Source organism: Nostoc sp. CCY0012, from assembly GCF_963920855.1.
GTDB lineage: Bacteria > Cyanobacteriota > Cyanobacteriia > Cyanobacteriales > Nostocaceae > Cyanocohniella.
On sequence record NZ_CAWUDM010000100.1, the window covers coordinates 1 to 20217 of the forward strand.

A 20217-nucleotide genomic window follows, 5' to 3' on the forward strand; every position below is an offset into this window, starting at 1 on the left:
CTCAGTCAGACTCCTGGTATACAAGCGGTTCAAGACTTTTCTGCACCACTAAGGATATAGATGGTCAGCGTCCAATTGTAAAGACTGAAGACTATTGTGACGAAACAATCGATATAGATGGTCAACGCCCGATTTCTAAGAGTGATTTTCAAGACCATGAGATGCTAAATGTAGACGGCAACCGCCCAATTGATCCTAATGATTTAGAGGTAGAGGCAATTCTTGAAATAGACGGTCAACGTCCAATTGCTAAGAATAGTTTTCAAGTTCAAGATACTCTAGAAATAGATGGCAGCCGTCCAATTTCAGATAATGCTGTGGAAAAGCAAATACCAACAGATTATATCGACTAAAATCACGGTTTTTTTGTTACTTTAAACTGAATGTATTGGACAGGTTGCAGATGTTTTCCCTCAGACGCACTTCGCCGTTGTGTGGCTTGTTTTCGAGTCGTGATGCGTAAAATTTTTACCGATTCACGAATTTACCAAAGCCATGATAAAGTATTGGAGCATAAAAAGCGTATTGCGTTCACTAGCATTAAATTTATTAAAATTTTTCATCAGACTTAGTTTTCCAACTGTTAGTCAGATGACAACAGAAGAATTTAACGACTGGCTAATTGATAGTAAAAAGCCACAGCCGTTGTTGCTTGATGCACGAAGTCAAACAGAGTATGTGGTCAGTCACATCAAAACAGCAGTACGGATTGATCCTGTTACACTCGACCTAACAGCACTCTCGACAGTTTCAAAAGATACACCAATTGTTGTATATTGCTCGGTTGGTTATCGTAGTGCCAAAGTTGCCCAACAACTTCAAAAGAAAGGATTTTCTCAGATTTCCAACTTGAGTGGTGGTCTTTTTCAGTGGGCAAATGAAGAACGACCCATCTTTAAAGATGACGAACAGCCAACACAACTAGTGCATCCTTATGATGAAATCTGGGGAAAACTCCTCAAAACTAGTTACCATGCTTAGAAGTAAGGGAGTTAAGTTTAATTTTTGATCGCGTAATATTTTTCCTTTACCTTTGTAGAAGTGTAAGTATTTTGCCAACAGATACTTTGGGTAAGGTCATAAATATTACCAATTTTTCATTGGGGTTAAAGCCGATAGATATTAGGCGAAAATAATTAAAAAAACTCTTGTAAGTGTATGGCTCAAGTTTCGATTATTATTCCTACTTTTAATGAAGCAGCTAGTTTAGAACGCACTCTGCGGCAACTGACTTTATTGAACCCAACTGTAAAAGAAGTAATAGTAGTAGATGGTGGTAGTGAAGATGAGACAGTGGCGATCGCTAAACGAGTTTTGGCATCATTGAATCAAGTATTCGATGTACAAATTCTATTTTGCGATCGCTGTGGGCGTTCCATTCAAATGAATTACGGAGCTTCAGCCGCCACCGGAGATATACTTTGTTTTCTCCATGCAGACACTTGGATTCCTGATGATACTGCTGCTGTGATTCAAAACACCTTGGCACAACCTACAGTTGCTTGTGGGGGATTCATTTGTTTAATGGCAGGTTCTCAAACCACTCGTTGGGGTATATCTTTGCACAACTACCTAAAAACTTACTATGCTCCGCTAGTGTTTAAACCGCACTTGTTTTTTAAAGGATTGCGTCTATTGTTTGGCGATCAAGTTATGTTTTGTCGTCGGCGTGACTTTTGGGATTGCGGTGGATTTAATGAAGCTTTACCAATCATGGAGGATGGAGATTTATGCCTCAAATTGGTACAAAAAGGGCGAATTACTCTAGTTAACCGCATCGTCCAAAGTTCTGATCGCCGAGTAGCACGCTGGGGTAGTTGGAAAGCTACGGCAATTTACCTCTATATCGGAATTTTATGGGGGATTGGCGTTGATGCTAACTATCTCAAACAGTTTTATCAAGATATTCGCTGATTTAAGCTCCAGTCGTATTCAAGATAAGATATTGGTGTTGAGACAGTCAATGGCACATCGGTTTTCAAATAAGAACCAATGTATTCAGGGATAGAAGGCGCAACTTTTAAGAAATCTTGCCGATACCACTGAAAAATTTTATTGCAGTAGAGGGTTTGACTATGAGAGTCATAACGAACTTTTTGAGGATTATTAATAAAGCGATGAGCATCTTCATCTAACTGCTGAATAACTTGCTCAGGAAAGTAAGCTCCCGAACGGAGTAAAGGACAACCAACTGAAGCACAAACAATGGCAAAATGAATTCGTGGTTCTTGCAACTCGTTTCTGAGAATTTGGTTCTCGATTTGAGCTAAACTGTAACGCTGACCAAAAATATAATAAACACGACGCTGGAAGAACCATAAAAATGCCAGCCAGTTAGGAATCCCGAAAATTTTTGGCAGAATCGAATCTAGTGGGTATAGTTCTAAAATTCTGGAAATAGTCAACGCATTGTAGAGGTTAATCCACAATGCTAATCGCTCTTGAGGCTGAGTATGAGATTTGAGAGACAAGTTTTTTTGTTTGGACAACCAATCAGTAAGTACTTGGGGTTGCTCTGTTTTCCAAGCAAGATAGTTGACACGACCTTGTTGATCAACATATTGACGCAGTAATGTATCCCAAGGTTCAAAATCAATCATAAAAGTGAATATTGAAGTCCGCTATGGTGATTCTACAGAATCCTAATTTTTGGTTTTGCCTGAGCTTCAGGGTATAAGGAATGTGGATTGAATAAAATACAGAACCTCACCCCCAACCCCTCTCCTTGGTAAGGAGAGGGGAGGCTTTGATGCAAGTCAAAGGCGGGGTGAGGTCAAAAACTAGACTTGCATATTATTTAATTCATATTCATAAGTTGGTCAAAATTGCGGTGATATACCTGTTTTCCATATTTATTCCATTCTGCGTCTGACGAGTGGGGAAACTTGGTCAATGTTGCCCGTTGAATATATGCCATCATGGGGCGACGCAGATTTTCATATTTCTCGAAGGCTGTTGCGATCGCCTCCTGATTATCCCAGGTTTTTGTCTCGGCAATTTGAGTAATTAACGTTGTTACTGCTAATGCATCTTCAAATCCTTGATTTGCTCCTTGGGCCATAAAAGGAGGCATTCCATGAGCTGCATCACCCACTAAGACAACTCGCCCTTTACTCCAGGCTGGCTGAGGTTTGGTATCAGATGTGGTGGCGTGGTGAATGTAGTATGGACGCTGCTGCATATTGCTCGGTGGAGACAAACGAACTAATTCCCGAAGTACATCGGGAAAGCCAGCTTTTTCTAACTGCTGCATGGCTAAATCAAGCAAATCACTGCCAGATTTCTCCTGTAAAGATGCCAAAGAGACAGCCAGATGTAGTATATACCCTAGTAAACCGCCTGGGCGGCGAAATAACATCATCCTTGGCTCATCTAGACTTGCAGGATCTGAGGATGTTTGGTCGTTACTAATGGTGACAATTGGTGAATCTTCAAAGAATTTTTCTGCCAGTTTTGTTTGTAGTTCTGGTGGTACGTCTGTTATTTCTCTACAAGATACAGCTGTAAAACCAGAATATTCAGGTCTAGCAAAATCGCTGTATGGACTGTTTTCGTAAAGTACCCGACGAATTGTAGAGTTGATGCCGTCTGCTGCCACAATTAGTTTGGCTCGCAACGATTTTGTGGTTAATTCTTGGGGTGTAGGATCTAAATTTTGGTCGCCTTCCACCCAATATGCATAGGGGTTGGCTTCTATTTTTTGATCAGATACGCAATCTATCCGCACACAGTTATTTTCTGGCTCATCTATAACATTCAGACAACGGTGATTCGCTTTTACTCGCTCTGGGGGAAGTATGTTTCTCAGGGCGGTCTGTAAATCATACCAAGCAATTGATACTCGACCCTCTCCATAATTCTGCAACCAATGATCGAAACTCAGAGGAATTGACCGAATCAATTGTCCCTGCAAATTTTTATAAATCCATGTCGGTGAAGTTTTCGCAGGTTTCTGGTCATGGGACTGCTGAGTATTCAAGAATCCGTTACCAGTTTTCTTGACTGCTTCATAAGCTTGCTCATCTAAATATTTGAGCGCTTTTAAACCATTGGGGAGAAGATCCAAGACTTGACCAACTTGACGAAAAGCACGAGTTTGATCAATAACCAGAATATTTTCAATACCACGGCTGTGTAAGCCAATAGCAGTTGCTAACCCGATAGGCCCAGCACCAACTATTACAACATCATAGATTTCCATAGTTTTGTTTGAGGTTGAAGTAACTGTACTTGTACGCAAATTTAAGTGATTTATTTGCATATTTATACACATTAATATCGGCGATAATTTGGTGAATATAGAAAGTAGCAGCCATCAAGTAACATACCATCACCAAAGACGATTAAAAGCCGCCATAATATTTATTATGCAAAACTCCAACTCTGGAGCGGGTGTGGATTGTATCTCAATTTAAAAATCAATTGTTTTAATCATGTCTTTAGCCAATCAACAACTTAACTACTCTGATCAAGTCACTGCACCTGCATGGAAAATCAAGCTCCTGTATGACGGTGAATGCCCTTTGTGTATGCGCGAAGTCAACTTTTTGAAAAAACGGGATGCTGGTAGAGGTTTGGTAGCATTTGTGGACATTGCAGATGAGAATTACAACCCTGAAGAAAACGGTGGGGTTGACTTTGAAACCGCTATGGGACGCATTCATGCAGTGTTACCAGATGGAACCCTAGTTAAAAATGTCGAAGTCTTTCGCCGCATTTATGAAACCCTGGGAATGGGTTGGATTTATGCCATCACTAAATTACCTGTTATCGGGGCGATCGCCGATTTTTTGTATGGAATTTGGGCAGATAAGCGGCTCGCTCTTACAAAACGACCAAATTTAAAGACTATTCTTGAAGAACGACAACAGCGGATGTGTGACACCGAGGGGCGTTGTCGGGCTTATTAAAAGGGTGTTTGTGCCTGTAAATGGATGGTTTTGCCTAATTGGGGATGTTCAAAGCTAAGTTCCCTGGCGTGTAGATGTAACCGACTAGCAACTGCACTGCATCCATACAGGCGATCGCCTAAAATAGTTATCCCCAGTCCTTGTTCATCAGCAGCATGAACTCGCAATTGGTGGGTGCGTCCTGTGAGGGGAATCAACTCAACCCGTGTATAATTTCCTTCCCTGGCTAGCACCCGAAATTTAGTCACGCTGGGTTTACCATGTTGCCAATTTACTTGTTGATAGGGGCGATTTTCTGGATTTCCCCATAGTGGTAGTTCAATTACACCTTGTTCAACTGCTACACAACCAGCAAGTATGGCTTCATAAACCTTGTGGATTTGGCGTTGCTGAAACTGTTGACTAAGTTGCCGATGAGTTTGGCGATGGCGCGCTAGCAGTAAAATACCAGATGTTTCCTGATCTAGCCGATGCACCGTCATTATATTTACAGCTTCTGGGAATAAATAACGCCAGCGACTGAGAACACTATCTTGGTTATGGCGATCGCGTCCAGGAACCGAAAGTAATCCTGGGGGTTTGTTCACAGCAATCAGCCATTCGTCTTCATAAATAATGGGTAAATTTAACTCGTCTCGACTAGGAAAGGATTTTAATCCCGAAAGCAAAAACCCCATCAACGGCTGACAGCGCTCAACACAGGCTCCATAAAATTCTCCCCTGCTCCTCTGCTCCCCTGCTCCCTTGCGGTCTTCACGAGTAAATTTCTTATCCGAACTGTATGCAGAGTCACCCCACCAAAATTCTGCCATTGCTAGAGGTTTAAGTTGATGTGTTGCGGCATAATGCAACAGCTTGGGCGCACAGCAATCTCCAGTACCCGTAGGCATAGAACCACCTGGCATTAATTGTTGCAACGATACCGATTGCCCCAAAAAATTCATCAAGGAATAAGCTGCGTGCATTTGTGCTTGTAATTGCCGGGATAGTGCTTTTCGTCGTTGTTTTAGTTCCTGGATACGTGCATCTGCTGCGGTAACTATCTGCTGTAAAGGTTGTAACTCAGCATTTTGCTGGGCTTTCAGTCGCCTGCGCTCAATTCCCTGCTGACGGCTTTCTTCGTCAAGTTTTTCTAGGGCAGTATTCAGTGCTTCACCTGTGAGTGTTTGGTAAAATTTCTCACGGTTATCGCCTCGTTGCTGCTTGGAATTATGATGGCGATCGCTCATTTGTTGCAACTGTTGCTGAAACTCGTCAGCTAAATTTTCATACTGCTGTCGTTGTGGTAGTTGCTGGAGGGTGATGAGTTCTTGCTTGATGGCATCGAGTTCAGCTAGGGTTTGGGCTTCCTCTAGGGCTACTTCATCTCGCCCAGGAATTGGTGGAACCCAACCTTCAATGACACTGCAACCATTAAGAAGACCCGAAAATGCTTTGAGTACTTGGGTTTGGCCTGTAGGCAATTCCACCAGCAAGACACCATACATCTTGCCTTCACGATTGTAAATTTCATCGGTGGCTAAATATTGCATTAAATCACAGGCGATCGCTTCTACCAATGGAGTGCGAGGTAATCGCAATAACTCACCACTTTGGGGACAACGCCCTTCATACCAATAGTTCGCTGTTGAGTCACTGACCACAAAAATCAACCAAAAACAAGATATCCCACTAGCCTAACTGGCAGCAAAGTATTTTACTCAATAACCGTGCCAATATATAAAGTATAGAAGCAACAGAGCATCAAATTCAGCAAAAGGAAGGCTAAACAACGCTGTGCAGATAACATTTTTAGGGACGAGTTCTGGTGTACCCACGCGATCGCGCAATGTGTCCAGTGTAGCGCTGAGATTACCCCAAAGGGCAGAACTGTGGTTATTCGACTGTGGCGAAGGTACCCAGCATCAAATTTTGCGGAGTGACCTCAAAATGAGCCAACTATCCCGAATTTTTATCACCCATTTGCACGGCGACCACATTTTTGGCTTGATGGGACTGCTGGCTAGTTGCGGTTTAGCTGGGAATGTACAACGAGTTGATTTATATGGCCCACCTGGATTAAATGAATATATCCAAGCAGCTACGCGTTACTCCCACACACATTTTTCCTATCCTGTAAAAGTTCATGTTGTGCAACCGGGAGTCATCTATGAAGATGATGAATTTACCGTTAGCTGTGGTGCTTTACATCATAGAATTACAGCTTTTGGTTATCGCGTCGCCGAAAAAGACCGTCCAGGACGCTTTGATGTGGAAAAAGCCCAAGCATTGCAAATTCCCCCCGGTCGGGTTTATGGTCAACTCAAGCGCGGTGAAACGGTGACACTCAGCGATGGACGAGTAATTGATGGTAAGCAATTGTGTGGAGAAACGGAAATTGGGCGAAAAATTGCCTACTGTACAGATACAGTTTATTCCGAAGGTGCAGTGGAACTGGCACAAGATGCTGATGTATTAATTCATGAAGCTACCTTTGCCCATCAAGATGCAGACATGGCTTTTCAGCGATTGCATTCCACAACGACAATGGCAGCGCAAACAGCATTAGTGTCTGGCGCACATCGGTTAATTATGACTCATTTCAGTCCCCGCTATGCTCCAGGAAACACCATAGAGTTAAAAGATTTACTGAAAGAAGCCAGGGCAATTTTTCCCAAAACAGATATGGCTTATGATTTCATGGTGTACGGTGTCCCCAGACGCAGAGAAGCAGAATTAGCTAAGGGACTGACAAATAAATAAAACAGGACTTACGTAACCAACCACGTATTTTCGTCATTGCGACCGTAGGGTAAAGCCCTAACGGGCATGGCTGCGCTTACCGCGTAGCGTGCCGGAGGCTCTAGCAATCTCAAAGCCCTTATTTTTGCGGTGAGTGCATAAGTCCTATAATATTTCCTCACATACTTATGTCCTTGGGATTGGTGAGACTTTTCTGGCTAAAAATATCATCAAACTTCCCTTGCGCTTGCACTCTCCCTGCTTTCATGACAATAATCTGGTCAGCACGACGTAATACAGAAGGCCGATGAGACACCACAAGACAAGTGGGTGTCCAAGGATTTTTCTCCGGTTCTTTGCTATTCACAAATATCCGCGACCATAAAGCTAATTCTGTCTCTACATCCAAAGCACTAGAAAGGTCATCAAACACTAATAATTCCGGTTGACGGACAAACATCCGCGCTGCTGCGACACGCTGTATTTGTCCACCAGAAAGGCGTACACCTTTTGACCCCACCAAAGTCTCTAGACTTTCATTCATAGTTACTAAATCTTGCTCAAACACAGCCATGTTTAAAGCTGTGGCGATGTCATGATCGTCTTTAGACAAACCCAGTAAAATATTTTCTCGCAGGGTGTAGCTAAAAAGTTGCGGAATTTGGGGAGTATAAGCACTGCAAGGTGGAACAAAAAATCTAGCTGGGACTTCAATAATATTCCCATTCCAGTAAATTTCTCCACTTTGTTTAGGTAGTAATCCTAATAACACCCGCAGGAATGTAGTCTTTCCTGAACCAATTTGACCAGTAATTACAGTCAAACTACCACGCTTAATTTCCAAGCTGATATCTGTAATTCCCTGATTAGTACCAGGATAAATATAAGTGAGATTCGATACTCTTAATGATTGCAGGTTGTTGTTTTTATTTTGTACTGGTTGTTCTACTGAAGGCAAAACTTTTTTCTGCCCATTGAGGTCATTGAGATAAAGTTGATTATCAGCAACTAGAGTATAAGCAGATGCACCAGAAAGTAAACCAGCCATCCGTTCAAAAGATACTTCTGTGTGCTTATACAACGCCATAAAACTACCCAGGGAGGTGAAAAAGCTAGTCACAAAGGCGAGGTTATAGACAAATAAGGCAAAGTCACCTACTGTTAACTGTCCAATATTACTCTGCATCAGAGAAGAAGCCAGCAACATAATTATCCCTGTGCCTAGATTCACCATATTTTGAAAGGCAGAGTTGAGAATAGCATTGAATAAGCTATCTTTAATCATTGCTTGACGGCGTTTATCATTGAGATTACGAAAATAATCCAGCACGTTGTTTTCTGCGCCAGCTACCTTAATTGCTTGGACTGAACCAAATATTTCACCTAAAATGCCTGTGACTTTTTCTGTAGCTTGACGGCTAGCTCTTCTATATTTTTTAATCCTAGTTTCTGCTCGTTGAATAATTATTACCATTCCTACTACGGGTAGAAACACAAATAATGTCATTTGCACATTGATATTTAATAAAATAACCAGACAAAAAACCGCAAATATTCCTTCGCCTGAAACCTCTGAGATCCATGCCACACTGTCTTCTATTTGTTCAGCATCGTCACGAAAATAACTAATTATTTCACCCTGTGACACAGTTATTTCTGTTTCTTGATTATCAAGAATTATTTGTGCTGACGGATTTTTGAAAAGGCGGTCTAATAAGTTATTTCGCAGTAATGAACGAATAATAAAACGGTGTTGAGTCTTGGTAATACGCCCTGCAAATATAACTGCAATATGTCCCAAATTCAGAGCCAGTAATAATGCAATTAACGCCAGAGGTGTTAATCCAAATTGTGCCTCATTAGTTAAACTGTTGAAAAATTCTCGAATTATTAATCCAGGTAGGGCAGGTAACCCCATAATTAATATCCAGAAGCAAGAGTCAAGTATGTACAGTTTTGGAGTGTAGCGCATGAGTTGCCACAACAATTCCCAACCTCTGACTTTTTTTGTTGACATCATCATAATTAATATTTCGTGGTGAAGATGATTATTAACTAAGTTGGCACAATAAAACCAAACTAATATATAGGTTTTAATCTTTCTCCTGCTTATATGCTATTTTCCTAGCTTAATAAATCGGTTAAGCCAGTTTGTAATAATTGGGCAAAACGTGATTCTGGATTTTTAATTAATTCTGATCGTTGACCATATTCAATAATTCGACTTTGTTCTAAAATCAAAATTTGATTAACTCTTTCTACAGTGGCTAAACGATGAGCAATAATAATGCCTGTACGTCCAGTTAATAATTTGTCTACGGCTTTTTCAATCAGTTTTTCTGTCGTGGGGTCGAGGCGAGAGGAAGCTTCGTCTAGAATGACTAAACCAGGGTCTTTGAGAAACACGCGAGTAAAGGCGAGTAACTGTGCTTGTCCCGCAGATAAACCGCTACTATCTGGCCCCAAATTTGTATCTAAGCCTTGGGGTAATGAATGCAACCATGTTGATAGCCCCAATATTTCTAAGGTTTCATAGATGCGTTCATCACTAATGTTCTGGTTAAAAAAGGTGAGATTATTTCGGACTGTGGTTTGAAATAGTTGTACATCCTGAGTAACTAATCCCACTTTTTGAGGCAAATTTGTTAAGGGAGTTTGGTCAATAGGTACACCTCCCAAACGAATTACCCCTGATTGTGGGTCATATAATCTCAGCAATAACCGCGCTAAAGAAGACTTACCACTACCTGTACGCCCCAGTAAACCTAGTATCTGACCTGGAGGTAAATTAAAGGATATATCTTGCAATACTAAATCCCCAGTTCCCAAGCCCGGGTCATTGTAGCTAAATGAGACATTTTCAAAATTTACAGAAAGTGCGCCGTGAGGAAGTTGCTGTTCACCTCCCGCACTGAGTCGAGATTTAACTTGAAATAAATCTTGAATACGGTAAATACTTGCTTCTGCTTGTTGCAGGTCTTCAAATTGGTTGCGAATTTGTTCAATCGGTTCGCTGAGGAGATTAGTGTAATAATACAGCACATATACAGTACCGATGGTAATTATATTCTGACTCCAAAGGTATGCACCAACACTTAAGGCGATCGCAGTTCCTAAAGTAAAAATACCGTTAGTTGTCGCCCAAAGGATAGTACTAGCAAAACGCGCTTTGTGAAATACAGGCAACCAGCCTTGCAAAATTTTATGGAAGCGTTGCATGACATAGCTTTTAGCGCCATTAGCTCGCACGTCTTCCATCCCGGCTAGTTGTTCGCCCACGAAACCAAAAAAATCAGCACTAATTTGGCGATAAGTTCTCCAATGGGGAACAGCAAGAGAACGCAGGCCAATTAAAGTATATAAGGCTGTGAGGGCAAAAAAGGCGATCGCAACACCAGCACGCCAATCTTCGGCAAATAAAACTACAATCACACCCGACATCAGTAGTAAATTGCCTAAGATGTAAACGGTGAATTTGGAAAAGAATTGCGACAGAGTGTGAATATCGCCATCTACTCTCTCTAGTAATTCACCGGGTGTAGAGAATTTATGAAAGGATAAATCTAGTTGCAAACAATGCTCAACTAAGTCGGCACGTAAGGTGTTGGTGGCTCTCCATGCAACGTTTTCGCCGTAGTATGTAGCCGCAACTGAGATCAATTGAGTGACTAAAGCTACACCTATAAATAGTAGGGCGGCTAAGAGTAAGTTTTGCCCTGAACCACCAGCTACGGCTGTGTCAATGAAGTAGCGGAGAATTTGCGGGTTGGCTAATTGTAGTCCGATGCTGGTAAGGAGGGCGATCGCAAACTTGATCACCCTGCCCTTTTGAGGCTTGAGGTAGTCTACGAGTAAGTTCCAGTATTGCCGTAGTCCGATTTTCATAAAGCTTTAGTTATCAGCAGGTAGTATTCTTGCGGGTGCGAAACAATTGGCATTAATTGAGAAAGATATGCAAAGATTCTGTATTCTAAGTAACAAAGTCTTTGTATAAGAATAGATTATTCTCATGAGCATAGTGGCAATTAATCTCAATAAGTGCTTACTTGCTGTATTTAATCATAAATGCGGCTCACACTGGACTGGCATTGAGGATTTTCTCAACTTATTGCCAAGAATTAGTAATAAATGCAACCTTATTCCTAAAAATTATGACAATCACAATTTCACAACAAGCTTTTTGGAATTTATTTGTAAAAATCCCAAATACAGAAAAAAAAAGTGCTAGTTTATGCTCTAACCAAAGTAATAACTGGAATATCTTTGACACCATTTACCATTTTTCCAAAGAATTAGGTACAGGATTTTATGGAGAAATAGAACTACGGAATGGTTTATATTTAGCATCTTCAGAAATTCAATTATATGATGATTTAGTTGTGCAACTTCCAGATCGCCCACATCCTTTAGAATACAATTTTTGTATTTCCGGACATCAACAAGATAACCATTATTCTTTTAATAGTGGACAAAATAGATTGTGGGGTAGTGGGCTGGCACCAAAAGATAGAGTTAAATCCTTCAAGACAGAAAAAATATTTGAAATTAGTGTTCACATGGAACCGGAAATATTTTGTTTCTTCATGGGTAAAGAACAGCAGAAACTGCCACAAGAATTGACTCATTTAGTCAGAAAGCCTCATCAAGAATATTATTCTTGTTGTAGTAATACAACTCCAGCAATGCAAGTGACATTACAGCAAATTTGTAAGTGTCCTTATCAGGGAATGATGAAACGGATGTACTTAGAAAGCAAGGTTTTGGAACTAATGGTATTGCTAGTTGAAGAAGATTTGGCAGCACGTCAAGGGAAACATAATATGTGTTCACTTAAGTCTGATGATGTAGAACGTATTCACTATGCCAAAGAAATTTTACTAAATAATTTAGATAATCCTCCTTCTTTAATGGAATTATCCAGACAAGTTGGTTTAAATGACTGCACCCTCAAACGCGGTTTTCGTTTAGTTTTTGGTACAACAGTTTTCGGCTATTTGCATCATCATAGATTAGAACAAGCACGAAAATTGCTAGTAGCAGGAGAAACAAGTATTTCTCAAGCAGCCCGTAGCGTTGGTTTTGTTAATCGTAGCTACTTCGCCACTGCTTTTAGAAAAAAATTTGGCATAAATCCCAAAGAATTTTTGTTAGCTAATTCACGGTCATCGATGGAAATTCATGAATTAATAGGATAAGTACCGGAAATTTAAACAGTTGAATTTTGAGCATTAAAAGCCGAAACTGAAATTTTAAAATGCAAATGTAATCATAACGTGATTTAACAACTTAAAAATACAAAAATTCCCTCTAGCGTTCAAAAAATTCCGTCTAGCATTCAAACTACTCATCCACACCCCAGAGATTTCCTGTAAGCTTCTTGATAGTAATTATTAATTACAGGGGTATCGGGTATTAGGTAGTGCTGAATAGGATTTCTGAATACCTAGTACTGCAATGCAGAAGTCAAAAGGCTTTTGTTTTGTGCATTTGAACTTTTTGAAAGGGTATCCCTATTTACGCAGCAGATTACTAGTCCCTCATCCCCAGTCCCTAGTCACTTATTTGTGTAATGAATAGAGTAATGTCAAATCAATTGCAAAAACTAGCTTGGATGACAGGATTGGCTTTGGTACTGGTTAACTTCCCCGTATTAGCTGAAGATGACCAAAAACTAATAAATAATATTTCTCAATTAAATGAGATAGAAAAACCTGTTACTAATATTCAGCAGTGGCTTGCTCAATCTCTTATTCAGGTAACGGGTGTCAAGTTACAAGCAACAGACAAAGGCATAGATGTAATTTTAGAAACCAATCAATCAGACCAACTACAACTTACAAATCAGAGCCAAGAGAATAGCTATATTGTTGACATTCCCAATGCCCAATTAAACCTACCGGATGGTGATGTCTTCCGTCAAGAACAACCCATGGAGGGAATTACTGAAGTTACAGTTACTAATTTAGATGCAAGTACTATTCGTGTGATGGTAACTGGTGAAACTGGTGCGCCACAAGTCGAGTTGTTTGATGGTGATGAAGGTTTGATTTTGGCGGTGACATCAACGGTGACGACTACTCAAACACCACAGACACAACCCACGCCAGTAGAACCAGAACAGAAACCTAGTAGCGAAACCCAGCCAGAACAACCATCTGCACAGGGTGAAACACCGATTGAATTAATAGTCACAGGTGAGCAAAATAGATATCGTGTACCCAATACTTCGGCGGGAACTAGGACAGATACTCTTATCCGGGACATTCCTCAGACTATTCAAGTAGTTCCGGAAGAAGTGATCAGAGATCAAAGAGTTACTCGTTTAAGAGATGCACTGCTGAATGTTGGTGGTGTAGTTCAAGATGGTGGTTTTGGTGGTACAGTCGACCAACTGGGGATTCGGGGCTTTTTTGGTGGCGGTATTTTGGTTGATGGGTTCAAAGATGGACGAGGTGGTATTAGAGAAACTGCAAATGTTGAACGGATAGAAGTTCTCAAAGGGCCAGCCTCAGTTTTATATGGTGGTGTTGAACCTGGAGGTGTAATTAACTTAGTTACAAAGCAGCCGCTGAGAGATCCCTATTACAATGCTGAATTTTCGGTGGGTAGTTTTTCCACATTTCGCCCTAGTATTGATATTTCTGGGCCAATAAACCCCGATAGAACTTTGTTATATCGTATCAACTCCGTTTATGAAACTTCAGATGGATTCCGTGATTTTAATCAAGATATTCAACGATTTTTTATTTCGCCCACTTTAAAATGGGAAATTGGACAAGCAACTAACTTAACATTTCAATTTGACTATCTCAACGATGAGCGTCCATTTGACCGGGGATTTTTAGCTTTTGGTGATGGGATTCTTGACATTCCTTTAAAGCGGATTTTAGGCGAACCAGATGATGTGAGCAAAGTTGAAGAAATAGGTTTTAGCTATCGCTTAGAGCATGATTTTAATGACAATTGGAAAATCCGCAATGCTTTCCGATATCTGAGTTCAGATACTTTTGATTATCGTGCTGAACCTGTGAGTTTTAATGAAACTACAGGTATTCTGTCACGGAACTTTAGATCCAATGATGACTATGGAGAAACTTATACCTTACAAACTGATGTAGTTGGTAAGTTTACTATAGGTTCAATTAATCATACTCTCTTGTTTGGTATTGACTTAGCTAGAAACACATCAGGCGGGACTCAAAGCCGATTACCAGGAGGACTTACACCAAGTATTGATGTATTCAATCCCGTTTATAATGCCATACCCAGACCTGGTTTAGATGAATTAACCGACGTTGTTCGTAATAGCCAAAATAGAAACGATAGTTTAGGTATTTTCTTGCAAGACCAAATAGCTTTTGCAGAGAATTTAAAATTTCTTGTGGGTGGAAGGTTGGATATTGTAGACCAAAAAAGCATAAATTTCTTGAATGACAGTGAATCTAGTCAGTACGATACAGCTATCACCCCAAGACTGGGTATTGTTTATCAACCCATTGAACCTATTTCTCTTTATGCTAGTTATAGCCAATCCTTTCAACCGAACTTTGGTACAAGTGTAGATGGTTCAGTTCTAGAACCAGAAAGAGGAACTCAGTACGAAGTTGGTGTAAAAAGTGAATTTTTTGATGGCAGATTAGCTGCTACTTTGGCAGCTTATCACATTACAAAATCAAATATTGCGACAACTGATCCCGCTAATCCAGACTTTAGCATTCCTATCGGGAAACAACGCAATCAAGGTATTGAATTAAATGTTGCGGGACAGATTCAACGTGGCTGGAATGTCATCGCATCTTATTCTTACATTGATGCCGAAATTACCGAAAGTAATGATGGTTTAGCGGGGAATCGTCCACCAAATGTCCCATTTAATACAGCTAGTTTGTGGACAACTTACCAATTGCAAAGTGGTGATTTGCGAGGTTTAGGTTTTGGTTTAGGGTTATTTTATGTAGGCGATCGCCTAGGTGACACTGATAACACCTATACCATCCCCAGTTATCTAAGAACAGATGCAGCAATCTTCTATCAACGCGATAATTGGCGGGCTGGAATCAATATCCAAAATCTGTTGAATGAAAAATATTTTCAAGGAGCCAATTTTGGTAGAGTCGCCATAGAACCTGGCGCACCATTAACGGTTATCGGTAGTTTTTCTGTGACATTTTAATGATGAAAATTTGCCAATTCTGGCAATTTTACTGTTGAATTTTGACGCAAATCAGGTGTGAGGTATGAGATTCCATCATGAATGACAATTACATGAAAATAAAAAGCTTTACTCGCTGGTGGCGATTTGGGATTGTCATATTTTGTAGTTTATTGTTTGCAGTAGCTTGTCATCGTGGTGGTTCTCTACCTGTTAATAATCAAAATATAAAAGCCGCTTGTCGTCAGGTCGAACACGCTGCGGGAATTACCTGTGTTCCAGAAAAATTTGAGCGCCTTGTGACTTTAGATGATGCTGAAAATGCGATCGCCTTAGGAATTAAACCTATTGGTGCTGTGATTTCGGATTTTTCATCATCTTGGCAAGATCAGCTAACAGGAGTACAAAACATCGGAACAACGGGCGAACCTAACTTAGAAAGTATTCTCGCACTCAACCCAGATTTAATTGTGGGTTCTGATTATCAACAAGATATTTATCCTATTACTTCAAAAATTGCTCCAACATTTTTGGTTAATTTTGAACACAGTGGTCAATGGAAAGAAGTATTTACTAAAATTAGTGTGGCGTTAGGTAAGGAAGAAGTTGGCGAACAAGTAATGGAAAACTATTACCGCCGTCTCGCAGAATTTAAACAGAAAATGGGCAATAATTTATCAAATCTCAAAATTTCTGTAGTGCGAGTTTATCCTAATAATATCAACCTTTATCTACTTGATTCCTTCTGCGGAACAGTTTTGCAAGATGCCGGATTATCTCGTCCAGAATCCCAAAATTTTACTGCATCAGAGGCAGAAAAATTATTTGGTAATCCGATTCAAATGTCCGTTGGTAATGAATTAATCGAACAGGCAGATGGTGATGTTATATTTATCTGGACGGCTGAAAATAACGCCAAAGGCAATCAAACTGCCAAAAGAAATTTAGAGAGACTCAAATCAAATCAACTGTGGAAAAATTTAAAAGCTGTAAAAGAAAATAAAGTTTATTTCGTTCCCAATTACTGGATTGGGAGTGGTATGTTAGCGGCAAACGCAATTATTGATGACCTATTCAAGTATCTAATTAACACACCTTGAGTTCTTTGGAGATGAGCCGAACGCCCCAAAATTTGTGCTTGAAGACTTGTTTAAATACTTTTTATAAACTACCAGATGATTATGGCACTTCATACCTTATTTGTTTGTAAATCTTGCAGTAATGTTCTCTCTCACGAAGAAGCAGACGAGCGCGCTGAAGGAAACCAACTCTTACTGAAGCTACTGGAAGTGCAAAAAAATGACTCTACTTACAGCACTCTTAACATTCAGCCTGTAGGATGTTTGTGGACTTGCGTTAAAAAATATTCTTGTGCTGCAACGTTGGTTTGTCCGCAAAAATATACATACCACTTTGTTGATCTAACGCAGGAAAGCATAACTGATTTGTTGCAATTCAGCCAGCTTTATCAAGAAAGCCAAGACGGATATGTTTTACCCCCCAAACTACCTGGGACACTGCGAGTGCATCTTTTGGTACGCGTCCCTCCTACACCTGAGGCGATGGTGGAGTAGCCAAACGAGAATCAGAATTATCTTTCTACAAGTATCGCAATTTGTAAACCGGAAATTCTTGGTTATTTTTACATAATCTTGAATTGTCATAGTAGAGATTAAACAAGAATGTCATATATTTAACTTTTTATGGTAAAAGATACGGAAATTTTATTTATCTTTGGCTGATTTTAACAAGTTAAATATTATTTTTTTATCACCTTATTATACAAACCCGCTTAGATTAAACAACTGTTATCTGAAAAAATATTACCAGGAAGGTTTGTTGATTTTTTGGACATAACTATGCTTTTATGTCCCTGATATTAGTATTCTGGTTATGCCATCACTATTGATATACAAGTAATCATCTTACAACAGAAGTGATTGTATATACTTTAGTTTCATCAATACTTTATTGTACAAGTATATTTGTTTATTGCTACCCAATAAAATAATTGTGTGACCTATAATGCAAAATTATTAAACACACTAACTCTTTATATCCTGATAAAGAAACATTTTGTATGATGATTTGTCTATAGTTGAGAAAAATTCATTGCCAATAAGCTTTCTCATAATCTCCCAGCTAAATGTTTCCGTGTTTCGATATTAGAGGAATTTGATAGTGGCTAACACAAGTCTGAATCAAGAGCAACTGGTTAATAACTCCTCACTCAACACAGTTGATATCAGACAACTACCAAAAATTTTGCTTCGCCGACGCTTTCTATGCTTGGGTGTTTCTTGCATAGTTATGTCAGTTGCTAGCTTATTAGCTGTTAATACCAAGACGAATTACCAAAGCTCTATGCAGATACTGGTAAATTCCAATTTATATGAGGGGGTACGATCAAGTAATATTCGCGTAGATGCAAATAATGAGTTGACTGAGCCAAATTTGTCAGTATCTGACTACAGCGCTCAAATGAAACTTATGCAAAGTTCCAAGCTAATTCAAAAAGCTGTAAATGTTCTTCGTCCTCATTATCCAGATATTACTGTAGAAGACATCCAAGGTAAGAATGAGCATGGAAAACAAACATCTTTGGTAGTCAAACAGTTAGAGGGTAAATCTGGAGCTAATCAAGTGCTTAGTCCAGTCTTTGAAATTACCTTTCGTGATGATGATCCTATCAAGACACAAAGAGTACTACAATCTCTGAAAAAAGTTTATCAAGACTATAATATAGAACAACAACAAGAGCGGCTGAATAAAGGGCTGGCTTTTGTTAGTAACCGCTTACCTGAAATCAAAAAAGAGGTGAGTCAAGCTGAAAAAAACTTAGAACTTTTTCGCAGAAAACATAATATACTCGATCCCGAAGTACAAAGTAAAATTCTTTTAGAATCTCTTGCAACTATTCAAAAACAGCGCGAAACCACCCGCGCTCAAATTAAAGATGTACAAGCTCGCTATAATAATTTAGAGAAAAAAATAGCGTCTTTCTCTCAAAATGCACTCATTGCTGCTCGGTTAAATCAGTCAACTCGTTACCAATCATTATTGACTGACTTTCAAGAAACAGAACAGGCTCTAACTAGAGAGCAGATGCGTTACACAGAAGATGCTCCCATAATAGAAAAACTCAAACAGCAACACCAGAATCAACGAAGGCTGTTGCAACAAGAAGCGAAACAACTGCTAGGTGATCAAGCAGTAAATACTAGTATTACGGAAAAAGAACTTTTAACACAGGGGCAAATAACGGGCGTTGATCCGATGCTTGTGCAAGAGTTTATTCAGGTACAAACATTTCTTCTAGGACTAAATGCTAATGAAAAGAGTTTAGCTGAATCAGAACAAAAACTCCGCTCACAGCTAAATACATATCCCAGCCTCATCGCAGAGTATAACCGTCTCTTACCAGCAGTAGAAACTAGCCGTAAAACTCTTGAGCAACTACTACAAACGCAACAGTATTTAGGACTAAAAATTGCTCAGGGAGGATTTGATTGGCAAATTTTAGAAGAACCAGCTTTGGGAACTTCTACAAGTAATCGCAGATTATTTCTGTTACTTGGAGGAGTGATCGTCAGCCCCATTTTAGGTGTCGTAGTCGCCCTGACTTGGGGAATGTTTAATTACACCATTTATTCTGTACAAGAATTACAGAAGCGGACGAAACTTCAATTACTAGGATCAGTACCGAAATTAGCGCCGCGTCCGTTGCAGAAGCGGCTCTCAAGTTTATTTTTACGTAAGCGGAGACACTTAGCACCTTCTTTTGTAGAAGCCAACACTTGGTTACCTTGTCATGAAAGCTTGGATATGGTCTACCAGAACATTCAAATATTCAAGTATTCTTTTCCTTTCAAGTCTTTGATGTTAACTTCGGCTCTACCACGGGAAGGTAAAACAACTTTGTCGCTAGGGCTGGCGGCTAGCGCAGCTCGGATGCATCGGCGCATACTATTAATTGATGCCAATCTACGGCATCCTAACCTGCACAAAATCTTGAACTTATCCAATGACTGGGGATTATCTCTATTATTAGTCGATGAAACTAATACTCATGTTCAGGATTACATCCAACCAATTCACCCTTCTATTGATATTTTGACCGCTGGCCCTACACCAGAAGACACCATTAAGCTGCTGAGTTCTCAACGGATGAAAGAACTCATAGATCGGTTTGAGCAAACCTATGACCTGGTGCTAATCGATGCTCCACCAATGTTAGGTACAGTCGATGCCAGAATTTTGGGGTCATTTGCTCATGGAATTGTCATGGTGGGGCGTATTGGTCAGGTAACTCCCAATGAATTGACGCAAGCCATAGAAATTTTGAGCAAGTTGAATTTAATTGGAATTATTGCCAACGCAGTGAGTGGTTCTCAAGGAGAGTGGGGAGTGGGGGAATAAGAGGCAGGGGGGCAG

Annotated in this window: 14 protein-coding genes and 1 pseudogene; 10 read left to right on the forward strand and 5 right to left on the reverse strand. The window is 39.9% G+C overall.

The window, feature by feature from the left end:
- The 3 genes and pseudogenes from ACM0OS_RS22685 to ACM0OS_RS22695 form a co-directional block, all read left to right on the forward strand.
- Window positions 1-353 (forward strand): annotated as a pseudogene (locus tag ACM0OS_RS22685) (hypothetical protein); the annotation flags it as partial.
- 238 nt (window positions 354-591) lie between these two features.
- On the forward strand, window positions 592-981 hold the full coding sequence (locus tag ACM0OS_RS22690; RefSeq protein WP_414545449.1) for a rhodanese-like domain-containing protein: 390 nt from the start codon (window positions 592-594) through the stop codon (window positions 979-981).
- 177 nt (window positions 982-1158) lie between these two features.
- Window positions 1159-1914, forward strand: a complete 756-nt coding sequence (locus ACM0OS_RS22695) for a TIGR04283 family arsenosugar biosynthesis glycosyltransferase (protein ID WP_414545450.1) — start codon at window positions 1159-1161, stop codon at window positions 1912-1914.
- Here ACM0OS_RS22695 and ACM0OS_RS22700 read toward each other — a convergent pair.
- Both ACM0OS_RS22700 and ACM0OS_RS22705 read right to left on the reverse strand, forming a co-directional pair.
- Entirely contained in the window at window positions 1899-2600 is a 702-nt protein-coding gene (locus tag ACM0OS_RS22700; RefSeq protein WP_414545451.1) for a DUF547 domain-containing protein, read from the reverse strand. The genes ACM0OS_RS22695 and ACM0OS_RS22700 overlap by 16 nt on opposite strands.
- A 197-nt stretch (window positions 2601-2797) precedes the next feature.
- A complete protein-coding gene (locus tag ACM0OS_RS22705; RefSeq protein ID WP_414545452.1) occupies window positions 2798-4201 on the reverse strand; it encodes an FAD-dependent oxidoreductase in 1404 nt (467 codons plus the stop codon).
- 232 nt (window positions 4202-4433) lie between these two features.
- Here ACM0OS_RS22705 and ACM0OS_RS22710 point away from each other — a divergent pair, with 232 nt between their 5' ends.
- Window positions 4434-4910: a thiol-disulfide oxidoreductase DCC family protein gene (locus ACM0OS_RS22710; RefSeq protein WP_414545453.1), complete on the forward strand. Its 477-nt coding sequence runs from the start codon at window positions 4434-4436 to the stop codon at window positions 4908-4910.
- On the opposite strand, the gene ACM0OS_RS22715 is transcribed toward ACM0OS_RS22710, so the two are convergent.
- A complete protein-coding gene (locus ACM0OS_RS22715; protein ID WP_414545454.1) occupies window positions 4907-6553 on the reverse strand; it encodes an RluA family pseudouridine synthase in 1647 nt (548 codons plus the stop codon). The two genes, ACM0OS_RS22710 and ACM0OS_RS22715, sit on opposite strands and share 4 nt — an antisense overlap.
- A gap of 133 nt (window positions 6554-6686) precedes the next feature.
- On the opposite strand from ACM0OS_RS22715, the gene ACM0OS_RS22720 reads away from it, so the two are divergent.
- Window positions 6687-7652 (forward strand): ribonuclease Z, encoded by a 966-nt coding sequence (locus tag ACM0OS_RS22720; RefSeq protein ID WP_414545455.1) that lies wholly within the window; start codon window positions 6687-6689, stop codon window positions 7650-7652.
- 157 nt (window positions 7653-7809) lie between these two features.
- On the opposite strand, the gene ACM0OS_RS22725 is transcribed toward ACM0OS_RS22720, so the two are convergent.
- Together ACM0OS_RS22725 and ACM0OS_RS22730 are read right to left on the reverse strand one after the other, a co-directional pair.
- Entirely contained in the window at window positions 7810-9651 is a 1842-nt protein-coding gene (locus ACM0OS_RS22725) for an ABC transporter ATP-binding protein (protein ID WP_414545462.1), read from the reverse strand.
- A gap of 104 nt (window positions 9652-9755) precedes the next feature.
- Complete coding sequence (locus ACM0OS_RS22730; protein WP_414545456.1) at window positions 9756-11516, reverse strand: ABC transporter ATP-binding protein; 1761 nt, start codon at window positions 11514-11516, stop codon at window positions 9756-9758.
- Between the two features lie 266 nt (window positions 11517-11782).
- On the opposite strand from ACM0OS_RS22730, the gene ACM0OS_RS22735 reads away from it, so the two are divergent.
- The 5 genes from ACM0OS_RS22735 (at window position 11783) to ACM0OS_RS22755 (ending at window position 20202) form a co-directional block, all read left to right on the forward strand.
- The gene (locus tag ACM0OS_RS22735) at window positions 11783-12826 is read left to right on the forward strand and encodes a helix-turn-helix transcriptional regulator (RefSeq protein WP_414545457.1); all 1044 of its coding nucleotides are present in this window, start codon (window positions 11783-11785) and stop codon (window positions 12824-12826) included.
- A 386-nt stretch (window positions 12827-13212) separates the two neighbouring features.
- Window positions 13213-15804 (forward strand): TonB-dependent siderophore receptor, encoded by a 2592-nt coding sequence (locus tag ACM0OS_RS22740; protein ID WP_414545458.1) that lies wholly within the window; start codon window positions 13213-13215, stop codon window positions 15802-15804.
- 77 nt (window positions 15805-15881) lie between these two features.
- A complete protein-coding gene (locus ACM0OS_RS22745; protein WP_414545459.1) occupies window positions 15882-16883 on the forward strand; it encodes an iron-siderophore ABC transporter substrate-binding protein in 1002 nt (333 codons plus the stop codon).
- An 81-nt stretch (window positions 16884-16964) separates the two neighbouring features.
- Window positions 16965-17357, forward strand: coding sequence for a DUF1636 domain-containing protein (locus ACM0OS_RS22750; protein ID WP_414545460.1), 393 nt, complete (start codon window positions 16965-16967; stop codon window positions 17355-17357).
- Between the two features lie 607 nt (window positions 17358-17964).
- Window positions 17965-20202, forward strand: coding sequence for a GumC family protein (locus tag ACM0OS_RS22755; protein ID WP_414545461.1), 2238 nt, complete (start codon window positions 17965-17967; stop codon window positions 20200-20202).
- The last annotated feature ends 15 nt before the right edge of the window (window positions 20203-20217 follow it).

Excerpts from the sequence above, each read along its gene's own strand:
- ACM0OS_RS22690 (WP_414545449.1), top strand. The coding sequence starts at position 592 with ATGACAACAGAAGAATTTAACGACTGGCTAATTGATAGTAAAAAGCCA.
- ACM0OS_RS22695 (WP_414545450.1), top strand. The coding sequence starts at position 1,159 with ATGGCTCAAGTTTCGATTATTATTCCTACTTTTAATGAAGCAGCTAGT.
- ACM0OS_RS22700 (WP_414545451.1), bottom strand. The coding sequence starts at position 2,600 with ATGATTGATTTTGAACCTTGGGATACATTACTGCGTCAATATGTTGAT.
- ACM0OS_RS22705 (WP_414545452.1), bottom strand. The coding sequence starts at position 4,201 with ATGGAAATCTATGATGTTGTAATAGTTGGTGCTGGGCCTATCGGGTTA.
- ACM0OS_RS22710 (WP_414545453.1), top strand. The coding sequence starts at position 4,434 with ATGTCTTTAGCCAATCAACAACTTAACTACTCTGATCAAGTCACTGCA.
- ACM0OS_RS22725 (WP_414545462.1), bottom strand. The coding sequence starts at position 9,651 with ATGATGTCAACAAAAAAAGTCAGAGGTTGGGAATTGTTGTGGCAACTC.
- ACM0OS_RS22730 (WP_414545456.1), bottom strand. The coding sequence starts at position 11,516 with ATGAAAATCGGACTACGGCAATACTGGAACTTACTCGTAGACTACCTC.
- ACM0OS_RS22735 (WP_414545457.1), top strand. The coding sequence starts at position 11,783 with ATGACAATCACAATTTCACAACAAGCTTTTTGGAATTTATTTGTAAAA.
- ACM0OS_RS22740 (WP_414545458.1), top strand. The coding sequence starts at position 13,213 with ATGTCAAATCAATTGCAAAAACTAGCTTGGATGACAGGATTGGCTTTG.
- ACM0OS_RS22745 (WP_414545459.1), top strand. The coding sequence starts at position 15,882 with ATGAATGACAATTACATGAAAATAAAAAGCTTTACTCGCTGGTGGCGA.
- ACM0OS_RS22750 (WP_414545460.1), top strand. The coding sequence starts at position 16,965 with ATGGCACTTCATACCTTATTTGTTTGTAAATCTTGCAGTAATGTTCTC.